The sequence below is a fragment of the Nonomuraea typhae genome, assembly GCF_009760925.1.
Lineage (GTDB): Bacteria > Actinomycetota > Actinomycetes > Streptosporangiales > Streptosporangiaceae > Nonomuraea > Nonomuraea typhae.
This window is the reverse complement of the sequence record NZ_VRLV01000013.1, coordinates 114132-133092: the sequence shown is the minus strand read 5'-3', so window position 1 is coordinate 133092 and position 18961 is coordinate 114132. Positions and strand designations below refer to the sequence as shown.

General features: G+C 70.2%; 16 protein-coding genes. 8 read left to right on the top strand and 8 right to left on the bottom strand.

Annotation, left to right across the window (positions count from 1 at the left end):
* The first annotated feature begins 26 nt into the window (after positions 1–26).
* The 4 genes from purN (at position 27) to FVE25_RS38350 (ending at position 3584) form a co-directional block, all read left to right on the top strand.
* On the top strand, positions 27–641 hold the full coding sequence (gene purN, locus FVE25_RS38360) for a phosphoribosylglycinamide formyltransferase (protein WP_219825834.1): 615 nt from the start codon (positions 27–29) through the stop codon (positions 639–641).
* Entirely contained in the window at positions 638–2170 is a 1533-nt protein-coding gene (gene purH, locus FVE25_RS38355) for a bifunctional phosphoribosylaminoimidazolecarboxamide formyltransferase/IMP cyclohydrolase (RefSeq protein ID WP_157252403.1), read from the top strand. The genes purN and purH overlap by 4 nt, the downstream gene beginning before the upstream one ends.
* Positions 2171–2275: 105 nt before the next feature.
* Positions 2276–2452: a hypothetical protein gene (locus FVE25_RS54055; RefSeq protein ID WP_181019853.1), complete on the top strand. Its 177-nt coding sequence runs from the start codon at positions 2276–2278 to the stop codon at positions 2450–2452.
* A gap of 37 nt (positions 2453–2489) precedes the next feature.
* Entirely contained in the window at positions 2490–3584 is a 1095-nt protein-coding gene (locus FVE25_RS38350; protein ID WP_157252402.1) for an effector-associated domain 2-containing protein, read from the top strand.
* On the opposite strand, the gene FVE25_RS38345 is transcribed toward FVE25_RS38350, so the two are convergent.
* Positions 3578–3790 carry a DUF397 domain-containing protein gene (locus FVE25_RS38345; RefSeq protein ID WP_157252401.1) on the bottom strand — a complete coding sequence of 71 codons (213 nt, stop codon included), beginning with the start codon at positions 3788–3790 and terminating at the stop codon, positions 3578–3580. The two genes, FVE25_RS38350 and FVE25_RS38345, sit on opposite strands and share 7 nt — an antisense overlap.
* 93 nt (positions 3791–3883) lie before the next feature.
* On the opposite strand from FVE25_RS38345, the gene FVE25_RS38340 reads away from it, so the two are divergent.
* A complete protein-coding gene (locus FVE25_RS38340; protein ID WP_157252400.1) occupies positions 3884–4078 on the top strand; it encodes a DUF397 domain-containing protein in 195 nt (64 codons plus the stop codon).
* 40 nt (positions 4079–4118) lie between these two features.
* On the opposite strand, the gene FVE25_RS56530 is transcribed toward FVE25_RS38340, so the two are convergent.
* From FVE25_RS56530 to FVE25_RS38305, 7 genes are all read right to left on the bottom strand, one after another.
* On the bottom strand, positions 4119–4319 hold the full coding sequence (locus FVE25_RS56530; protein WP_157252399.1) for a DUF397 domain-containing protein: 201 nt from the start codon (positions 4317–4319) through the stop codon (positions 4119–4121).
* A 99-nt stretch (positions 4320–4418) separates the two neighbouring features.
* The gene (gene fxsT / locus FVE25_RS38330; protein WP_281367950.1) at positions 4419–8630 is read right to left on the bottom strand and encodes an FxSxx-COOH system tetratricopeptide repeat protein; all 4212 of its coding nucleotides are present in this window, start codon (positions 8628–8630) and stop codon (positions 4419–4421) included.
* A complete protein-coding gene (locus FVE25_RS38325) occupies positions 8627–9706 on the bottom strand; it encodes an AAA family ATPase (RefSeq protein ID WP_157252397.1) in 1080 nt (359 codons plus the stop codon). The genes fxsT and FVE25_RS38325 overlap by 4 nt, the downstream gene beginning before the upstream one ends.
* Before the next feature lie 71 nt (positions 9707–9777).
* Positions 9778–11202 (bottom strand): VMAP-C domain-containing protein, encoded by a 1425-nt coding sequence (locus FVE25_RS38320; protein WP_157252396.1) that lies wholly within the window; start codon positions 11200–11202, stop codon positions 9778–9780.
* A gap of 68 nt (positions 11203–11270) precedes the next feature.
* Positions 11271–12155, bottom strand: coding sequence for an ROK family protein (locus tag FVE25_RS38315; RefSeq protein WP_157252395.1), 885 nt, complete (start codon positions 12153–12155; stop codon positions 11271–11273).
* Positions 12155–13024, bottom strand: a complete 870-nt coding sequence (locus FVE25_RS38310; protein ID WP_219825833.1) for a DUF7158 domain-containing protein — start codon at positions 13022–13024, stop codon at positions 12155–12157. The genes FVE25_RS38315 and FVE25_RS38310 overlap by 1 nt, the downstream gene beginning before the upstream one ends.
* A complete protein-coding gene (locus FVE25_RS38305; protein ID WP_157252394.1) occupies positions 13021–17130 on the bottom strand; it encodes a glycoside hydrolase family 38 N-terminal domain-containing protein in 4110 nt (1369 codons plus the stop codon). The genes FVE25_RS38310 and FVE25_RS38305 overlap by 4 nt, the downstream gene beginning before the upstream one ends.
* A gap of 194 nt (positions 17131–17324) precedes the next feature.
* Here FVE25_RS38305 and FVE25_RS38300 point away from each other — a divergent pair, with 194 nt between their 5' ends.
* The 3 genes from FVE25_RS38300 (at position 17325) to FVE25_RS54545 (ending at position 18946) form a co-directional block, all read left to right on the top strand.
* The gene (locus FVE25_RS38300; protein WP_157252393.1) at positions 17325–18299 is read left to right on the top strand and encodes a LacI family DNA-binding transcriptional regulator; all 975 of its coding nucleotides are present in this window, start codon (positions 17325–17327) and stop codon (positions 18297–18299) included.
* Positions 18300–18504: 205 nt separating this feature from the next.
* Positions 18505–18732 carry a LysE family transporter gene (locus FVE25_RS54550; protein WP_219825832.1) on the top strand — a complete coding sequence of 76 codons (228 nt, stop codon included), beginning with the start codon at positions 18505–18507 and terminating at the stop codon, positions 18730–18732.
* A gap of 34 nt (positions 18733–18766) precedes the next feature.
* The gene (locus FVE25_RS54545; protein WP_219825831.1) at positions 18767–18946 is read left to right on the top strand and encodes a LysE family transporter; all 180 of its coding nucleotides are present in this window, start codon (positions 18767–18769) and stop codon (positions 18944–18946) included.
* Positions 18947–18961: the final 15 nt, after the last annotated feature.

Genomic DNA, 18961 nt, shown 5'->3' with positions numbered 1-18961 from the left:
TCCCGGCTTCCGAATTTGGAGTGCGCGTGTCTAAGGCTGGGCGGCTCGTCGTCCTCGTTTCCGGCTCTGGAACCAACCTACAGGCCCTGCTGGACGCTTCTGCCGACCCGGCGTACGGAGCGCGCGTGGTGGCGGTTGGCGCTGATCGGGAGGGAATCGAGGGGCTCGCGAGGGCGGAACGCGCAGGGATCCCGACTTTTGTCGAAAAAGTGGGAGACCATGCTGATCGCGCCGCATGGGATGCGGCGATCGCGGCCAGGATCGCGGAGCACAAGCCCGGCCTGGTGGTCTCGGCCGGGTTCATGAAGATTCTCGGCGCCCCCACACTGGAGGCGTTCGCCGTGCTCAACACCCATCCGGCGCTGCTGCCGTCGTTCCCGGGCGCGCACGGGGTGCGTGACGCGCTGGCCCACGGCGTCAAGGTGACGGGCTGCACGGTGATGCTGGCCGACGCGGGCGTGGACACCGGGCCGATCATCGCCCAGGAGGCCGTCCGGGTCTTCCACGGCGACGACGAGGCGATGCTGCACGAGCGCATCAAGACGGTCGAGCGTGGTCTGCTCGTCGAAATCGTGGGCCGCATGGCCCGAGAAGGCTGGGCCGTCAAGGGGCGGACAGTGATCATTGGAGGGGAAAGTTGACACGCATCGCAATCAGGCGGGCGCTGATCGCGGTATACGACAAGTCGGGTCTTGAGCAGCTCGCGCGCGCTCTGGACGCCGCCGGCGTCGAGATCGTCTCCACCGGGGGTACGGCTGCCGCCGTCGCGTCGTACGGCATCGCGGTGACGAAGGTCGAGCAGCTCACCGGCTTCCCCGAATGTCTCGACGGCCGGGTCAAGACCCTGCACCCGCGCGTCCACGCCGGTCTGCTGGCCGACCTCACCAAGCCGAGCCACGTCGCCCAGCTGGAGGAGCTGGAGATTGACCCGTTCCAGCTCGTGGTGGTCAACCTGTATCCGTTCCGTGAGACGGTCGCCTCCGGCGCCTCCGCCGAGGAGTGCGTGGAGCAGATCGACATCGGCGGCCCGGCGATGATCCGCGGCGCCGCCAAGAACCACGCCACGTGCGCGGTCGTCGTCGATCCGGCCGGGTACGACGCGGTCCACGCGGCCCTGGAGGACGGCGGGTTCACGCTGGAGCAGCGCAGGAAGCTGGCCGGCGCCGCCTACGCCCACACGGCCGCCTACGACGTGGCGGTGGCCGACTGGTTCGCCGACGTCCACACCGGCGAGGGCACGTTCCTGGGCGCCACCTGGGAGCGCAAGGCGGTGCTGCGCTATGGCGAGAACCCCCACCAGTCCGCCCGGCTCTACACCAGCGGCGAGGGCGGCCTGGCCGACGCCGAACAGCTGCACGGCAAGGAGATGTCCTACAACAACTACCTGGACGCCGACGCGGCCTGGCGGGCGGCCTGGGACTTCTCCGAGCCCTGTGTGGCCATCATCAAGCACCAGAACCCGTGCGGCATCGCCATCGGCGCCGACGTGGCCGAGGCGCACCGCAAGGCGCACGCCTGCGACCCGGTCTCGGCCTTCGGCGGGGTGATCGCGGTCAACCGTGAGGTGGACGCGGAGCTGGCCGGCCAGATCGCCGAGGTGTTCACCGAGGTCGTGGTGGCTCCGGGCTTCATGGCGGAGGCGCTGGCCGTACTGACGCAGAAGAAGAACCTGCGCCTGCTGGTCTGCGCCCGGGGACCGGCGAACGCGACCGAGTTCCGGCGCATCGACGGCGGCCTGCTCGTGCAGCAGGTGGACCGGATCGACGCCGCCGGCGACGGCGCGGCGAACTGGGAGCTGAAGGCGGGCGCCGCGGCCTCGCCCGAGCTGCTGGCCGACCTGGAGTTCGCCTGGCGGGCCGGCCGGTCGGTGAAGTCCAACGCGATCCTGCTGGCCGCCGACCGCGCGACGGTCGGCGTCGGCATGGGCCAGGTGAACCGCGTCGACTCCTGTCGCCTCGCGGTGAGCAGGGCCGGTGCGCGCGCCGCGGGTTCGGTGGCCGCCTCCGACGCCTTCTTCCCCTTCGCCGACGGACTGGAGGTCCTCGTCGAGGCCGGGGTGAAGGCGGTCGTGGAGCCCGGCGGCTCGGTGCGTGACGAGGAGGTCATCGCCGCGGCGGAGAAGGCGGGAATCACCCTGTACTTCACCGGGACCCGTCACTTCTTCCACTGATCCAGCGGCATCCCGCACCCGGCACCTCCGGGTGCGGGGTCAAGCAGGGGTAAAGTCCGGTTAACCTAAGGACCCTGTGTCCGGTTCATCCCCCGGAGTGACTTGATGCTCGATCTGATCCTGCGTGCGTACACGACCCTGATGGACATCTCCACGAGTCCGGTCGTCCTGGTGGCCCTGGGCCTGGCCGGGGCGTACCTCGGGGCGAAGATCGTCGAGGTCGTCCCGTTCACCCGCCGGATCATCGATCGACGTGAAGCGCGGGCGGCCGAACGCGAGTGAATTTACTCTGGGCGTAGGCCAACCTCGCGGAGTGACGATGAACGCCGCCCCCCAGATCGCGTTGATCACGGCACTGCCCGTCGAGTCCGTCGCCCTGCGCTGGACTCTGGGTCCCGTCAGCCGGGTGCGTCCGCCCGGCGACGATCCGAACGACTACGTTCTCGCCCATGTCGAGTGCGGTTCTGTCGTGGTCACCTCGCTGGTCGAGACCAACGTCGTGGCCGCCGCCGACGCCTCCGCGAATCTCGTGCGCAGCTTCCCGTCCGTCCGCGCCGCCGTCCTGTGTGGCCACGCCGCCGGCATGCCCAGGCCGGAGGACCCGGAGCGGGACGTTCGGCTGGGCGACATCGTGGTCGGTGACAGCGGCGTCATCAACCACAGCCATCGCCGGGTCACCGAGGACGGCGTCAAGCTGCGCGGCGACCCGTTGCCCGCCTCGGCTCTGCTGCGGCGGGCCGTGGTGGCGATGCGCTCGCTGGAGCTCGGCGGCGAGGAGCCGTGGCGGGGTCTGATGTCCCCGGTGCCGTCGCTGGCCTACCGCCGGCCCGACCCCGAGGACGACAAGGACCGGCCCACCAAGGTCTTCTACGGGCGCATCGGCAGCGGCGAAGAGCTGCTGCGCAGCGCGGCCAGGCGCGACGAGCTGGCGCGGCCGAACGACCTGCTGGCGATCGAGATGGAGGCCGCCGGGGTGGCCGGCAGCCTGGCGCTGGCGGGCCGGGAGTGCCTGGTGGTGCGGGGGATCGCGGACTACGGCAGCAGGGACAAGACCGACACCTGGCAGCCGTATGCCGCGCTGGCCGCCGCCGCGTACGTGCGGGCGTTGCTGCGGCTGCTGAAACCGCCGTCGGAGGGCGGCCGGCACCACTTCCAGGAGCTGGTCGTCGTGATGGGGCAGGTGCCGTCGTTGCAGTCGCCGCGGGACCGGGACGTCGTGCTCGATCTCATGGGCCCGCCGGTGGCCGGGGCCGCCGCCCGGGACGAGCGCACCACGGTCGCGCTGGTCAACCTGGCCAAGGCGTGCATGGGGTACCGGCAGGGGTTCGAGGATCTGCTGCGTGCGCTGACGATGCTGGAAGGGGAGTCTCTGCCGGTGGCGGCGCTGGCCGAGATGGTGCGCAGGCTTCAGTAGTCGAATTCGCCGTCGAGGGCCCCGGCCACGAACGCATCCCATTCTGCCTGCGTGAATACCAGGACGTTGCCCGTGTCCGCGCCATTGCGCATGAGGATGTTTTCGCCCACAAAGGCGATTTCGACCGGATCCGTAATGTCGGGGTCGTCGCTGCTGATCCAGGTCACGGCGCTGAGATCAAAACTGCTGGCACTCGGCTTCGTCATGCGCGCCATCGTATTACCAGGGGAGGTAGGCTGGCGAACCTATTGTCTCTGCGATATGGAGACACCGTCAATCGGGCAGAAAGGGTAGGATTCGTGGCCAATCAGCAGCTTAGCTGGCGAAAGAGCAGCTACAGCACTCAACAGGAGTTCGGTACCTGTGTCGAAGTCGCCGAGATCGGTGCTGACCTGGGTGTTCGTGACTCGAAGAACCCCGGGAACCCGCACCTGACCTTCTCGCGGAAGTCCTTCTCGCAGTTCATCGAGTCGATCAAGTTGCAGAGCCGATGATTAAAGGGGCGTGAATGGCCTGTATTCACGCCCCTCCACTTCACTGAATCTCTCTCCGTTTCAGCGCCTCGATAAACGCGTTCCACGAGTCCCGGGAGACCGTGAATCGCTGTTCGACATTCTTGCTGTCCCGGACCGCGCAATATGCGCCCAGGTTCGCCACGCTGACGCATCCGCCTTGAGTGTTACTGTATGTGCTGGTGCGCCAGTCGGCCAGTGCGAGATCTAATTTGATGATCACGTTGCTTCGATTCGAGTCGATTCCCTGACCGGTTAATGGGCTAGACAACGTTGTCCATCTCGCTGTGTATATGTGTACCCCGCCGGCGAACCTCTACGCCTAGAGAGGGATGGGATAGATGTCGCAGTTAGCGCGTTTACCCTGAACGGCGGAGAGAATGGCTGGATGATCCTCATTGAGCACCTGCCGGTACCTTCTGATGGCGTCGACGACATGCGCATGTGACTCCTCCGCCTGGCCCACCGCTTCCAGATCGAGACCGAGGTTGAGCTGGCAGGCCAGGGTGGTCGGGTGGTTGTCGCCCTGATTGCGCCTGAGGCGTTCCAGGGTGTCGCGGTCACGCGCGAGCGCCTCCTCGTGCCGGCCCAGCGCGGCCAGGTCGCTGGCGAGATTCACGGCGCAGAGAAGGGCGCGGGGGTGATCGGTTCCCAGCAGCCGGTCGAATTGCGCCAGGGCCGACTCGTCGAGCTCGAGGGCCTCTTCGACGCGGCCGCTCAGCCGGAGGCTCACGGCGAGGTTGACGTCGGCGACCGGGGTGTTCGGATGATCGACGCCGAAAATCTCCGCGTAGAACTGCTTGGCCTGTCTGCCGATCTCCACCGACTTCTTGAGATCGCCGGTGTGGCGGAGGTTCACCGCGTGATTCAGCGTGATCGCCACCGTCTCCTGATCTTTCTCGCCATAGCGCGCCATGTACAGGTTTCTGGCCTCCTCGGAGCCTTTCAGCGCCTCGTCGTGCCGGCCCGCCTTGCGGTTCATGACCGACAAAATGGCGATTCCCGCCATCGCGCCCGGATGTGATTTGCCATAGCGGCGGACCAGGGCGTCGGCGTGCTCGACCTGCAGCTCGCGGGCCTCGACGTACCGGCCGCACTCCATCTCGTCGATGGCCAGCGCGGCGCGGGAGCTGAGCGTGCTGAGGCTGTCGGGTCCGAGAACCTCCTCCTTGCGGCCGTAGGTCTCCTCGTCGAGATCCCTGGCCTGGTCCGGCTCGCCGCTGAGCCGCAGGTCGATGGCGAGCAGGTGGGCCTGCTCCAGGGAGAGCGGATCGTCCGGGCCGAACCTGCGCACCAGCGTGTCGTAGGAGCGCTGGTCGATCTCCAGGGCCTCGGAGAAGCGGCCCAGGAAGCGCAGGACGATCGCGAGATAGCCTTCGGCCTCCAGGGTGCGCTCGTGATCGGGCCCGAGTTTTTCCTTCAGCGCGTCCCTCGCGTGCAGGTGGTGCTGGAGCGCGTCCTCGAACCTGACGGACATCACCAGGGCCCGCCCGAGCCTGAGCTCCGCCGCCAGGGTCGAGTCGTGGTCCGCGCCGAGGTCGTTCGTCCACCTCTCCCAGACCCGCTCGGCCATCGCCAGGAAGGCGTCGATGTCGCCCCAGAGGAACAGGTAGTCGATGATGTTGATGACCAGGTTGCGGGCCCAGGGATCGTCGCTCTCCTCCAGCTTCGCGCTGTAGACGTGCGGGACCAGCGCCTGGTACTCAGCCCACCGGGTACGGTCACGGGGGTTCTTCGGGTCGGCGTTGGCCAGCAGCATGTGCCCGCACTGGCGGATCACCTTGGCCTCGTCGGGGGTGAGCTGGCTGACGACCACGCGCTGGACCAGCCGGTGGAGCGAGAACGTGTTGTCGCGGTGGTTCATCTTCCCCAGCGCGTACTGGTTGATCGCGCGGGTGGTGCGGGCCAGCTCGATCGGGTCACGCATCGTCTGGACCAGTTCCGCGGGCCCCTTGAGGTCGCGGCTGCTGGTCAGCAGGGATCTCGGGATGGGCTCCGGCGCCAGGTACGAGCAGACCTGCAGCAGTTGCAGCGCCGCCGGATGGCTGCGCCGCAGTTGCTCGAAGGAGATGTTCCACGCCACGGCGACCGGGGTGAACGGGCCCTCCAGCTTCAGCAGCTCATCGCGCTTGCCGTCGAACAACCGCAGGTACTCCTCGAACGGCATGCCGCTCTCGTTCAGCCAGACAGCGGCCTGCTCGATCGCGAGAGGGAGGTCGCCGAGCCGCTCGGCCAGTTGGTCGGCGTCGCTGTCGGTGAGGGCGGGGCCGCGTTTGCGCAGCAGTTCCCTGCTCTCCTCGCGCTGGAACACGTCGACCTCCAGCTTGGCCGCGTACGAGAACCAGGCCCGCGACCGAGAGGTGATCATGATCTTGCCCGGCCCGTTGGTGGGGAAGAACCGCCGGATCTCCTCCACGTCCTCGGCGTTGTCGAAGACCAGAAGCCAGTTCGCGTACGGCCGGCCGAGCCGGAGCGCCTCCTTGACCGCGGGCACGGCCACGTTGGGTTCACCGACGTCGAGGTTGAGATGGGTGGCCAGGTCGACGTACGCCTGCCGGACCACGTGGAGGCGTTCGGCGGAGATCCACCAGATCAGGTCGTAGTCCTCTTGATGCCGATAGCAATATTCGATGGCGATCTGTGACTTCCCCACGCCGCCCAGTCCGTGCAACGCCTCGGGCAGCACCGCGGTCGTTCCGGTCGAAAGGCGTTCGTGGAGAAGGTGCAGCAACTCTTCCCGGCCGGTGAAGCTCTGGTTCTTCTGGGGGACGTTCCAGACGGGAGTCGGCTCGTTGGACAGGCGTGTGCGAGACGGTGTAGCACTCATGTTCACGCTTACTCCGAAATTATCTTGTTCCGGGCGATCTTTGGTGACATGGGCATACACGCCGGCCGCAGGGCCCGGTTCACCCGGTTCACCCGTTGGTGCATGCCCGGCAGGGGGATCTTCACTCCTGTCAGGATGGTCAGTAAACAATGCCGATCTCAGGGCCCGTGCAGGTTTGGTATAGGGCCCTGACATGGCCTCCATGGCGGAGAGTGTGGGGGCGAGGATGGGCGCCAGCCGTTCGGGGAGCTCCGGCATGTCGGCGCTGCTGGGGGAGACGATCACGTGGCGCAGCTCGCCGAGCTCCCTGATGTCGGGCGCGAGATGGTCGGCCACCGCGATGAGCACGCGGGCCGTCTCCGATCGGCGGCCCGCCTGGAGCAGTTCCTCCCTGACCCCCGGCTGGAAGTCGAAGGGCACGCCGCCGGTGATGGGCAGCTCCGCGGCGGGCGAGTCGGCGCGTTTGATCAGTCCGCTGCCCAGTAACTCGGTCATGTGCGCCCCGCTCGAGCGCGGCAGGAGCGCCCGCCGTACCAGGCTCATGACCTCCGGGTTGAGCGGGGCCGCCGCGAGCAGCACCCCGAGGTGGAACGTGGTCGGCGTCACGTCCATGCGGAAGCGCCGGACCTGCTCCTCGGCCGAGGGCTGTTCGTGGTCGTCCTCGCCCTCCTCGTACGGCGGCGCCTCCTGCGGCGAGCAGGAGATGGCGGCGCCCCGCCAGCGGGTGCGGGCCGCGACGACGAACTCCGCCCAGGTCTCGATCTGGCAGGGTTCGGCCTCGATCACCGGGACCATCACCTCGCCGGCGGCCTCGCCGTACCGGGCGCTGGGGGCGGCGACCCCGGGCGTGCGTAATTCGGCCCGTACGGCGGGCACGCCGGTCCGGCGCCACAGCCGGGCGGGCAGCGCGTGGATCACGCAGACGGCGTTGCCCTGTCCCCAGCGGGCGAGCAGGCGGGTGGCGGCCCCGCTGTGCCAGGCGTCGCCGACGCCGTCGGTGAAGATGACGATCAGCCGCCGGCCCGTGTACGCGGGCAGGGCCAGCGCGGTCGCGGGCAGGGCGATGGAGCCGCCGCCCAGCGCGGTCAGGCGCAGCTCGTCCTGGGTCTTGACGTCGGTGTCGAGCAGGTGCACCCGGATGCGGCGGAAGGCGCCGGCCGCGGTCAGGGCGCTCACCAGCCGCAGCCCCTCGGCGCGGTGGAGGCGGGCGCACTGGCCGTCGTCGAGGACGATGTCCAGGTCGAGCATCCGCTCGCGCGCCTCGCGCAGGACCGGCAGCCAGAGGCCGCCGTCCGCGGCCTGCTCGGCGGTGGCTACCTCGTCCATCTCCGGAGGCCGGTGGGAGGTGGCGGAGGTGAGCCGGAACGGCCGCAGGGCCTTGAAGAACGTCCGCGACGGGGCGGTGTCGGCGAGGACGGCGGGTACGGGGGGCGCAGTGCCCTTCGGCCAGGGGATGAGCCGGACGGGCTGGTGGTCCTCGGGGAGTTCCGGGGGCGGGGTCTCGGGGGGTGGAGGTTTTCCGTCGCCACGTGTCTGGGGAGGGGTGCGGGGCCTTCCCTGCGGCGGCTTGGGCGGCGATGCCGCCTTGGGTCTTTCGGGCGGGACGGTGGACGCGATATGTGCGGCCAGCCACAGGACCTCGGCGAGCTCTTGCCAGCGAGGCCCGGAACGCGGACCCCGCTGGGGCGGATGGGCGGGCGTGCTCACACCGGTCCTGCCGCGTCCAAGCGCTGCAGCACCGTGTCCATCACCTGCCGCCAGGACCGGTCGCCGGGGTCGAAGCGCTCCTCAGGTTTCTGCATGGCCAGATACAGGACGTTCAGAAGCTGGTCGGCTGCCATGGTCTGCCATCGGCGGTAGTTGAGGAACTCCTGGATGAGCTCCTGCATGTACGGCTCGGCCGTACCGGAGAAATGGGCGGTGATCAGGTCGGCCAGCCGCTCGGGCGTGGGCTCCGGCATCTCCAGGCGCACGCAGCGGCGCAGGAAGGCCGGGGGGAACTCGCGTTCGCCGTTGCTCGTGATGACGATGAACGGGAAGGCCCGGCAGCGCAGCGAGCCCCCGTGGATGACGGCGTCGCGTCCCGGGTCGGCGGTGTGGACGCGGACCTCGGGGTGCTGCGCGCGGATCCTGGCCAGTTCGGTGATCTCGTAGGCGCCCTCTTCGAGCACGTCGAGCAGGTCGTTGGCCAGGTCGGGGTCGCTCTTGTCGAACTCGTCGATCAGCAGCATCCTGGGCAGTTCGTACGGCAGCAGCGCGGTGCCCAGGGGGCCGAGCTGCACGTAGTCGCCGATGTCGGTCTCGGCCGTGCTGCCCTGGGTGGCCTCCCGGCGGCGGGCCTCGTGGACCCGGGCGATGGCGTCGTAGTCATACATCCCGGACCGTAGGGTGACCCTGCTGTTGATCGGCCATCTGAGCACCGGGCCGAGCCGCAGCTCGCGGCTGATCTGGTAGGCGAGGGTGGATTTGCCCACGCCGGGCGGCCCGCTGACCAGCAGCGGCCGGCGCAGGAAGAGGGCGGCGTTGACGGCGACGACCTCGTCGTGGTTGATCGCCCGGCGGGTTCTGGCGGGGTCGGCGGGGCCGAGCCTGCGGGCGAGCTCGTCGAGGTCTTCGGCGGGGGGCTGCTGGAGGGGGCCGCCGTCGAAGTTCCGCCAGGGTGGCGGGCTGGGGAGGGCAGTGCGCAGGGAGCCGTCGCTGAGTGGTTGGCCGGTGCCGCGGTAGATAAACCATTCCTGGGGAACGATGTCAAGACCGTCGCCGTCTGGCCTCTCAGGGGTCATGAGCGAATGTCCTCGGTTTGGTCGAAGGTATATTCGCAGGATCCTCTTTTCCGCAAGGCTCCCGCAAGCCCTCAGTTTGGCCGTTTTAACTGGCCGGTTGAGGCCACCCGATGATTTGGGTCGTCCCATAAAAGGGCGAAGTTGTCGCATATTTCCGCCGCTGTACTCCGAATATGTCGAACGCTCGTCGGAAGGCGACGGAGCTGCTGTGACTGCACGACATCCCTGAGTGATTGACAGAAATCCTTATTCTGCGCGGAGTTTCTACTCCACAGGACGATCGGCAGCCCCGCGTCCATGGCGGCCCGGAGCTGAGAGCGCCCCGGCTCCTGGTCCGGCGGCGTCGACAGCACCAGCGCGACGAGATGATCGCCCACCCGCAACTTGTGGTGGAGCCCGGCCAGGTCCATCTCCTTGTGCAACGGAGCCAGGTGCGCCACGCCGGCGCCGCTCATGCAGCGTTCCCACCGCGCCCGCCAGTCCCGGTGCCGGCGCAGCGGGCGCAGCCGGGAGTCGCTGCGGATGACGACCTCGTAGTCGAGGCCCAGCTTGCGCGGCGGCAGCCCGTTGCCCATGTCCTGCGGCCACTGGTCCACGCCCAGGTTGATCAGCTCGGGGGACAGCAGGAACTCCAGGATCAGCGGGCCGCGCTCCTTGCGGGCCCATTCCTCCTCCGCCTCGCTGATCAGCTCGTACACCCGCCGCGGCACCTGCGCCCTCGGCACGTTCTCCGAGCCCATGGCCATCGGCTGCCACCTGGTGTGATCCGTCTGCCGCCAGTGCCGGATCTGGTAGAGGTCGCGCTGGTCGTTGGGGGCGGGCAGACGGTCGAGCTCGACGATGAGGGAGACCGGGAAGTCCTCGCGCGGGAAGGGCGGCGGGTTGCGCAGGAGGTCGTCCAGCTCCACGGCGGCCTTGGTGTCACCCACGTCGCGCAGCCTGTCGCACTGCCGATACAGCCACGTGCGCAGGTCGGTGACGAGCTCCTGCAGCACCGGGCTCTGCTGGTAGACGAGGTTGCGGATCGCGTACGCCACGAGCCTGAGCGCGGGCGGCAACGTGCCGGGCCGGGTGTTGGAGTCGGTCAGGAAGATGAACAACGCCGGCAGCGTCGCCAGACCGGACGGCAGCGAGAGCGCGTTGCCCTGAGTGGCGGCATGGAACAGCGCGCCCAGATCGTCCACGGCGCACTGGTGCAGCAGCGCCAGGATGCGCTGGAATTCGGGCTCGTCCAGCAGCGGGGCGGCCGGGTAGAGAAGCTGGGCGATCTCCGCCGCCTTTTCCGAGGTGTCCGGCCGGGACCTGACGACCTCGATGAGCGTGAGGCGTCCTGCGTTGCTTTCGAGGCTGGCGTAAACGAGGGAGAAAACATCGTGGTGCTGGAAATCCTGGCTGGTGACCTCGCGCAGGCGAAGCCCGCTCCTGATGGCATTCAGGAGAACGTGCGGCGGCACGTGCGCAAGGTCGGCCAACAGCTGGGCGACCGGATCCGGCACATTTCCCCCCTCATCTCGGTATACGCATAAACTGAGGGAGACAGGAAGATAGTGCAAGCCTGCCGACGCTAGAGGTCCCACGCGAGCTTCGCGGCGCCGGCGAGCGCCGCCCGGATTCCGAGCGTGGTCGGATGGACGCGCACCGCCTTCACGAACGCCAGCCCCGCGGTCTCCTCGATGGCCCGCTCCAGCGGATCGAAGAGCACCTTGCCCGCGTTGGCCACCCCGCCGCCGATGACCACCGTCGTCACCTCGACCGCGGCCGCCATCGAGACGATCATTCCGCCCAGCGCGCGGGCGCCACGCTCGAACGCGGCGAGGGCCACCGCGTCACCCTTCTCCGCGTCGGCGGCCAGCGCCTGCGCATCAGGGCCGCGCCACCCCTGCTCACGCGCCCAGCGCGCCAGGTTCGGCCCGCTCGCGTAGCGCTCGACGCACCCGCGCCCGCCGCACTCGCACTCCTCGCCGTACGGATCCACGCTCATGTGCCCCACGTGCCCGGCGTTCCCGGTGGGGCCGAGCAGCGGGACGCCGCCGATCACCAGCCCGCCGCCGATGCCCGTGGACACGACCATCCCGAGCAGCGAGGGGCTGCCGCGGCCCGCGCCCAGCCAGTGCTCGCCGACCGCGAAACACTGGGCGTCCCCGGCCAGCACCACCGGCAGCCCGGTCAGCTCCCGCACGCTGTCCCGCAGCGGGAACCCGCGCCAGCTCGGCATGTTCACCGGGCTCACCGTGCCCGCCACGCCGTCCATGGGCCCCGCACTGCCGATCCCGGCCGCCACCGGCCGCGGCCCGCCCGCGGTGACCCGCTCGACGAGCTCCGCCAGCGCCGCCATCACCCCGTCGCGCGGGGTCGGGACGGTGCCGTCGCGCAGCACCGTCCCCTCCCTGTCGACCAGCGCGGCGGCCAGCTTGGTGCCGCCGATGTCGATGGCCAGAACGCAGGCCATCAGTGCTTGTGGTGGTTGTCGGGCTGACGCGGATCGCCGGGGTGCTCCAGCCCCGGCACGAGCTCCACCCGCTCCGCCCGCAGCCTGTCCAGCCACCGGGCGAACGCCCGCCGCCGCGCAGCCTCCACCAGCCTGTCCTCCTGTACGGCCCCATCCGGTACGGCACCGCCGCCCGTCCGCGCGGGGCGGGCGACGGCCACGTGCCAGCCGAGGGCATCCCGGACCGGTCCGACCAGGGTGCCATACGGCTGCCGGCGCAGCTCCGCCGCGATGGCCGAGGGCAGGGTGTCCAGGGAGGTCTCGCCCAGCGCCTCCAGCTCCTGCTCGCCGACGGGCCCGGAAGGCGCCTCGGCGAAGACCTGATGCCGTACCTCCACCGGCGCCTCCGGCGGTGAGCCGGCCGGGCCGGCCCGCCACGCGTCCGGGACCTCGGCGCGGACCTGCTCGAACAGCGCCTTCACCCACGGGCTGCCGTTGTAGGCCGAGGCGGTGATGGAGCCCAGTTCCACCGCGGCCAGCCGGTCCAGGGCCGGGCCCTCGACCGGGGAGAGCCCGAGCCGCAGCGCCTCCTCCTCGCACACCATCTCGGTGAGGATGACCTGGGTGAGCCAGCGGGCGAGCTGCCGGTCCTCGGAACTGCCGGGCGCGGGCAGCGCGGCGCTGAGCGGGCCGTCGCGCAGTTCGGCGATGCGCCGGTCGAGCGGGGCGCGGGGGACCGGCCGCCCGCTGACCCAGCCGATCACCGCGCCCACCCCGGGCGCGGTGGGCGCCCCGGTGGCCGGCGGCCGCGTGCGCACCGGCGCCTCCGCCGGGTGCCCGTGCCCGTGGCCGTGCCCGTGCCCATGGGCGTGGGCGTGGCCGTGGCTCACCTGGTCACCTCCAGGCGGACCACCGGCGCGTACTGGCAGCGGCCGAACCACATCACCTTCGCCAGCGCCCACGCATGACCGAGCGCCGCGTCCTCAGGCACGTTCACGGGGAAGTCCACCTCCACAGTGTCCCCTGCCGCGACGGTGAAGCCGCGGATGACCGAGGGCAGCATCTCCCACGTGCCCCAGGGCGCCGCGAGCTGGGCCTCGCCGCGGATCTCGCCCGCGGTCGTGTTGGCCAGCCGTACGGTGAGTGACGCCTGGCCGCCGGGGCGCAGGGAGAGCGCGTCGGCGGCCACCGAGACGTCCAGGCCGGTGACGCGGCCCGTCGTGGCCTTGGTGCCCTGGGCGGCGGCCCAGTCGTCCTCGGGCGGCGGGCCGGAGACGGGCAGTTCGGGGGCCGGGCCCAGGGCGACGGTGGCGACGTCCTCGATGAGCTGGCCGTGTGCCTCGGTGCGGGCGGTGACGTAGTGCAGGCCCGCGCCCGGGGCCGGGGTGACCGTGACGGGGAAGCGGAGGTGGCCGTCGGGCTCGAGGCGGAAGGCGCGGCGGGCGGGGGCAGCGCTCCAGCCGGGAGGAAGCAGCAGGTCGACGACGCCTTCGCAGGCGTGGCGGGCCGCGACGACCACCTCGATCTCGAAGGGGCCGGAAGGGGTGACCAGGCCGGGGGTGACGGCGATCGACAGCGGGAGGTAGCCGAGCGGGGCCGGGCCCTTGTTGTGCAGCCAGTAGCGGCTGTAGACGGGCTGGGCGGGTTCCGCGACGGTGCCGGACTCGCCGCCGGGCAGGGTGACGGGCGCGATGAAGGTGGCCACCTCAGCGCCCGACAAATCCAGCGAAGACGCTGGTTCGCGCGAAATTTCCAGCAAGTCCGATCGCAGGAGGTCGTCCACCGGCAGCACCGGCGACTCCAGCCCGGCCACGCTCCCCAGCCCCGTCGACTCCACCAGCCGGATCGTCACCCCGTCCGGCCGCTCCAGGGAACCGTGCGCCAGAGGGTTCCCGGTCGCCTTGACCGTGCCGAACAACACCCGCCGCGCGGGCGAGACGCCGAGCAGCGAGTGCGTCGACGGCAACGTGCCCTCCTGCGCCTCCACCGCCCGGGCCAGCATGGGCGTGACGAACTCCTGCCCGGCGGCCGGCAGCTCCAGCGCACGCCAGTCGCCCTCCCCGCCGACCAGCGCGTAGTGGAACTCGTGCGTCCAGTGCTGCAACTGGAACGCCGACCCGTCGGGCGTGGTACGGCGCGGCGGGTCCAGCCAGACGCCGCTCGGCCACCCGGTGCACGACCGCATCAGCGACAGGTGCAACGCCCCCGACGGATCCACCGCGAACCCCGGCAACCCATACGTCAGCAGGGCGACCGTCCGGTCCTCCAGCTCCTCCGATCCCACCGGGCAGACCGCCGAGATCCGCGCGTCGGCCAGATCAGCCACGAGCTCGTCCACCGATCCGGCGACGACGAGGGCCGGCAGCGCCCGCACGTCCCGCAGGTCCGCGCTCGGCTGCCAGACCTCGGCCAGCGGCTTCTCGGCGGGCACCCACACCCGCGCGGCTCCGGACTTCAGCGCGTCCAGGAACGCGGGGTCGCTGCGCGAGAGCAGCTCGCCGGCCAGCGGGTTCGACTCGGGCCCGCCGAGCACGATGCGGAAGTCGGGCAGGTTCGAGTCGACGTCCAGCCAGCCGTACCTGCTGCCGGAGGCGGTGGAGGTGGTGGCGGTCACCCCGGCGCGGGCCAGCGCCACGACGAGGTCCCGGGCCTTCGGCGCGTCCTCCAGGGTGGGCACGACCACCTCGGCCACGCCGAGCGCCCGCGAACCCGCCTCGCCGAGCTCCACGCGAGCCGTGGCCGACAGGCCGAACCAGGTGTTGGCCGGGTTGTCGAGCGTCCAGGGATGCTCGGCGGAGTCCACGTCGGGCAGCGCGAAGCCGCGGCCGACGACCGCCCCGGCCACGTCGGAGACCGGCAGCGCGCCCGCCACCCGGGCCGGGAAGCGCACCCGCAGCAGCCGGTCGGCGCCGGTGTAGTCGAGCACCCGGGTCTCGAAGTCCACCCGGTCGGAGCCGGTCAGCAGGGTGACGGTCTGCTCGTAGGCGAGTTCGCCGACCCGGCCGGTGATCCGCAGCCGCTGCCCGATCGGGCTGGACTCGGCCGTGACCGTGGCGGTGCTCTCCGCCGAGCCGGTGGACCGGCCGGTCGGCATGAGATGCCAGGGGCCCTCGCCCATGTCCGGGTGCGCCGGGTACTCGTCGTAGAGGCGCAGCTCGTTGCCCGGGCCGGTGAGCATCTCCCTGCCGGCCGCCTTGTCGTGGATCGAGGTGAGCACGCCGCCCCGGGCGGGGTCGGCACTGACCCGCCAGCGTTCGTTCTCGATCGTGGTACGGCCGGCGTCCGTCCATGCGCCGCCGGTTCCGGTGACGACCGGGTACGTCCGCCAGCCGAGCGGGGGGACGTCCCTGGCCAGGAAGGTCGTGGTGCCGTCCGCGGTGACCGACTCGGCGCCCTCGACGGTGAAGCCCGGTGCCAGCCGTACCGAGACCAGGCCGTCGCGCGCGAACGACAGCGTGTTCGTCACCACGACGCCGCCGCCGTCGGCGGTGATCTGCCCGGTGAGGGCGTCGAGCGCCTGGTCGCGGGCCTCGGCGGCCAGGTCGTGGGCCTCGCGCCAGCCGGTGAGCAGGTCGATGTAGACCTGGTCGGACTCCGAGCCGGTGATCGCGTCGTGGTGGGCGCCGTAGGCGAGCTGGCGCCAGACCTTGTCCAGCGCGGTGTGGGGGTAGCCGCTGAGGCCGAGCAACTGGGCGAAGACCGACAGGCGCTCGGCGTCCAGCGCGGCCACCTCGGCGGCGCGCTGGGCCTGCTTGGTGTCGATGTAGGAGACGTCCTTGCCGGTGTAGACCGGGTTCATGTCCCGCGTCTGCGGGCTGAAGGATGAAATTTCGGATTGCACCGCGTCGAGGAAGTCACGCGGCGTGCCGCAGACGAACTTCGGCCACACGTATCGCTCGGCCCAGGTGCGGTGGATGTCGGTGACCCATTTGTTCGGCGGCGTGTAGTCGGTGCCGACGGGCAGCAGGATGTTCCTGGAGGCGGCGACCGGCTTCAGCGACCGGTAGAGCTCGTAGACCGCCTGCGTGGCCTCCTCCAGGGAGGGCGAGGAGTCCATCCACCAGCCGGCCGAGTAGTGCGCGGGCATGTAGTGGGTCAGCACGCCCAGCCCGGAGGGCGAGATCCACTCGAACTCGCTGGGGAACTGCATCAAGGTGGCGTCGTTCTTGGCCTCCTTGAAGTTCTTGCTGATCGGCCCCCACTGGTGGAAGGGCCCGCGGGCCCAGGCGCTGCCGGTCAGCCCCGCCGCCGCGAGATAGCCGGGGAACTGCGGGTCGTGGCCGAACGCGTCGAGCTGCCAGGCGGTGCGCGGGTCGCCGCCGAGGATGTCACGCTGGTAGCCGATGCCGTAGACGATGTTGCGGATCGTGGTCTCGGCGCCGGTCAGGTTCGTGTTGGGCTCGTTGTAGGTGCCGCCCATGAGCTCGACCCGCCCGGCCGCCATCAGCTCCCGCAGGTCCTTCCTGCGCTCGGGATGGGTGTCGAAGAACGGCTTGAGGTAGTCCACCTCGGCCAGCACGAACTTGTAGTCGGGGTCACGCAAAGCCAGGTCGATGTGCGCCTCGACCAGCGCGAACGCGTTGCGCTCCCAGAGCGGCCGAGTGGTCGAGTCCCCCGACAGAAACTCCCAGGGAGAGGTGTAGGCGGCCTGGGTGTTCCACCACACCGGGTCGTAGTGGAAGTGCGAGACCAGGAACATCGTCCACCCGGGCTCCTCGGCGGTGAACGTGGTTTCCAGCACCTCCTCGCCCAGCGTGACAACGATGGACAACACGGCGCCCGGATCGGCCGACACCTGCAGCGCCACCTCGACGGTGACCTCCCCGTCCCCGGCGGGCACAAGGGCCGGCCGAGCCTGCGTGACGCCTTCGCCGCGCACCTCCAGCGCCTGCTCCCGCTCGCCCTGAGCGGCCCTGACCGTCAAGATCTGGTACGGCGCGGCCTCGGAACCCACGAACAGATCGGTCGATTCTGCGGACAACAGTCGAGCGGGCAAGGCGGACTCCTCGCTGAGGGGTGACGCTGACGCCGTCACACTAAGCGCTCGATGAGGGGATGGCAACGTTGTCATCATGGTCTGGATGACAACGATGTCAGTCCTAGCTGGCCTGGGATATCCCGTACGCTGGCCGGAAACCGCTGTCCGATCCGAGGTCTCCGTTGTCAGCACCTTCGCACCGCCGTCCGACCATGAAGGACGTGGCCCAGGCCGCCGGCGTCGCACTGAAGACCGTCTCCCGCGTCGTCAACGGCGAGTCCACCGTCGCCCCCGAGACGCTGGACCGCGTCCAGAAGGTCATCCGCGAACTCGGCTACCGCCGCAACGAAGGCGCCCGGCAACTCCGGCAAGGGCGCTCACAGGTGATCGCCATGGTCGTGCGCGACATCGCCGACCCCTTCTTCGCCGCCATCGGCCGCGCCGTCGAAACCAGAGCGGAAGAGTCCGACCTCGTCGTCATGATCGGCTCCAGCCACGACGAGCCCGCAAGGGAGCGGGAGGTGGCGCTCGGCTTCTGCGCCCGCCGCCCGAACGCCCTCATCGTCGCGCCCATCGCCAAACGCCAGGACTACCTGCAGCCCGAGGTCGCCAACGGGCTGCCCGTCTGCGCGGTGGACCGCCCCGCCCAGGGCATCGCCTGCGACGCCGTACTCTCCGACAACATCGGCGGCATCCGCGCCGCCGTCGACCACCTCGCCGCCCACGGCCACCGCCGCATCGGCTACCTGGGCGACGACCCCGCCGTCTTCACCTCCCGCGAACGCGTCGCCGGCTTCCGCGCCGCCATGGCCGCCCGCGGCCTCCAGGTCAACGAAGACGAGGTACGGCTCGGCGCGCCCACACCCGGCTCGGTGGGCGCCGCGCTGCGCACGCTCCTCGACCCCTCGGACCCGGTGACCGCGCTCATCACCGCCAACAACCGCCTGACCGTCGAAGCACTCAAACAACTCGACACGACCCCCGAGCGGCCCGCACTGGTCGCCTTCGACGACCTCGAACTCGGTGAACTGCTGAACCCCGGCCTGACCGTCGTGGCCCAGGACCCCGAGGCGATCGGCAACGCCGTCATGGACCTGCTCACCGACCAGGACCGAGAGCCACGCGAGGTACGCATCCCGGTGACACTCATCCCAAGGGGATCCGGCGAACTGCCCCCACCACCGTAAACAGGACCGCCCACACCAAAGGTCCTCGCTCCGCTGCGGCGCCGGGGCTCGCGCCTGTGGTCAACCATGCCGAGGGCAGGATCACAGCCAAGATGCCTCATCGAGTGCTGGAGAAGGGGCCGGTTGGTCCCGGCGGACCTCGGGCGGCTGGTGCGTGTGGTCGAGGCTGCCGAGAGGTCACGTGCCGTGGGTAGCCTGGGGTGATATGACCGGTGGTTACCTCGCCTTTCTCGGGGTTGCCCTGCTCGTCATCCTGACGCCGGGGCAGGACACGGCGCTGACCATCTCGCGGTCCATCGGCGGTGGCCGGCGTGGTGGCGTGTTCGTGGCGTTCGGGGTGGCGACCGGGCAACTGGTGTGGACCGTTGCCGCCGGGGCCGGGTTGAGCGCGTTGCTGCTGGCCTCGGAGCCCGCCTTTCTCGTGCTTCGCTAGCCTCCTGCCGCAGTTCGCGCAGAGCTTCCCGGCGATGGTCATGCTGGGCGTCACGTTCGCGGTGATCACGCTGGCCTGGCTCAGCTTGTACGCGGTGGTGGTGGCCCGGCTGGGGGACGTGCTGCGCCGCCCCCGCGTCCGCCGCGCGCTCGACGCCGTGACCGGCTCGGTCCTGGCGCTGCTGGGCATCCGGGTCGCGCTCGACGCCGGCTAAACGCGCAGCCTCGGG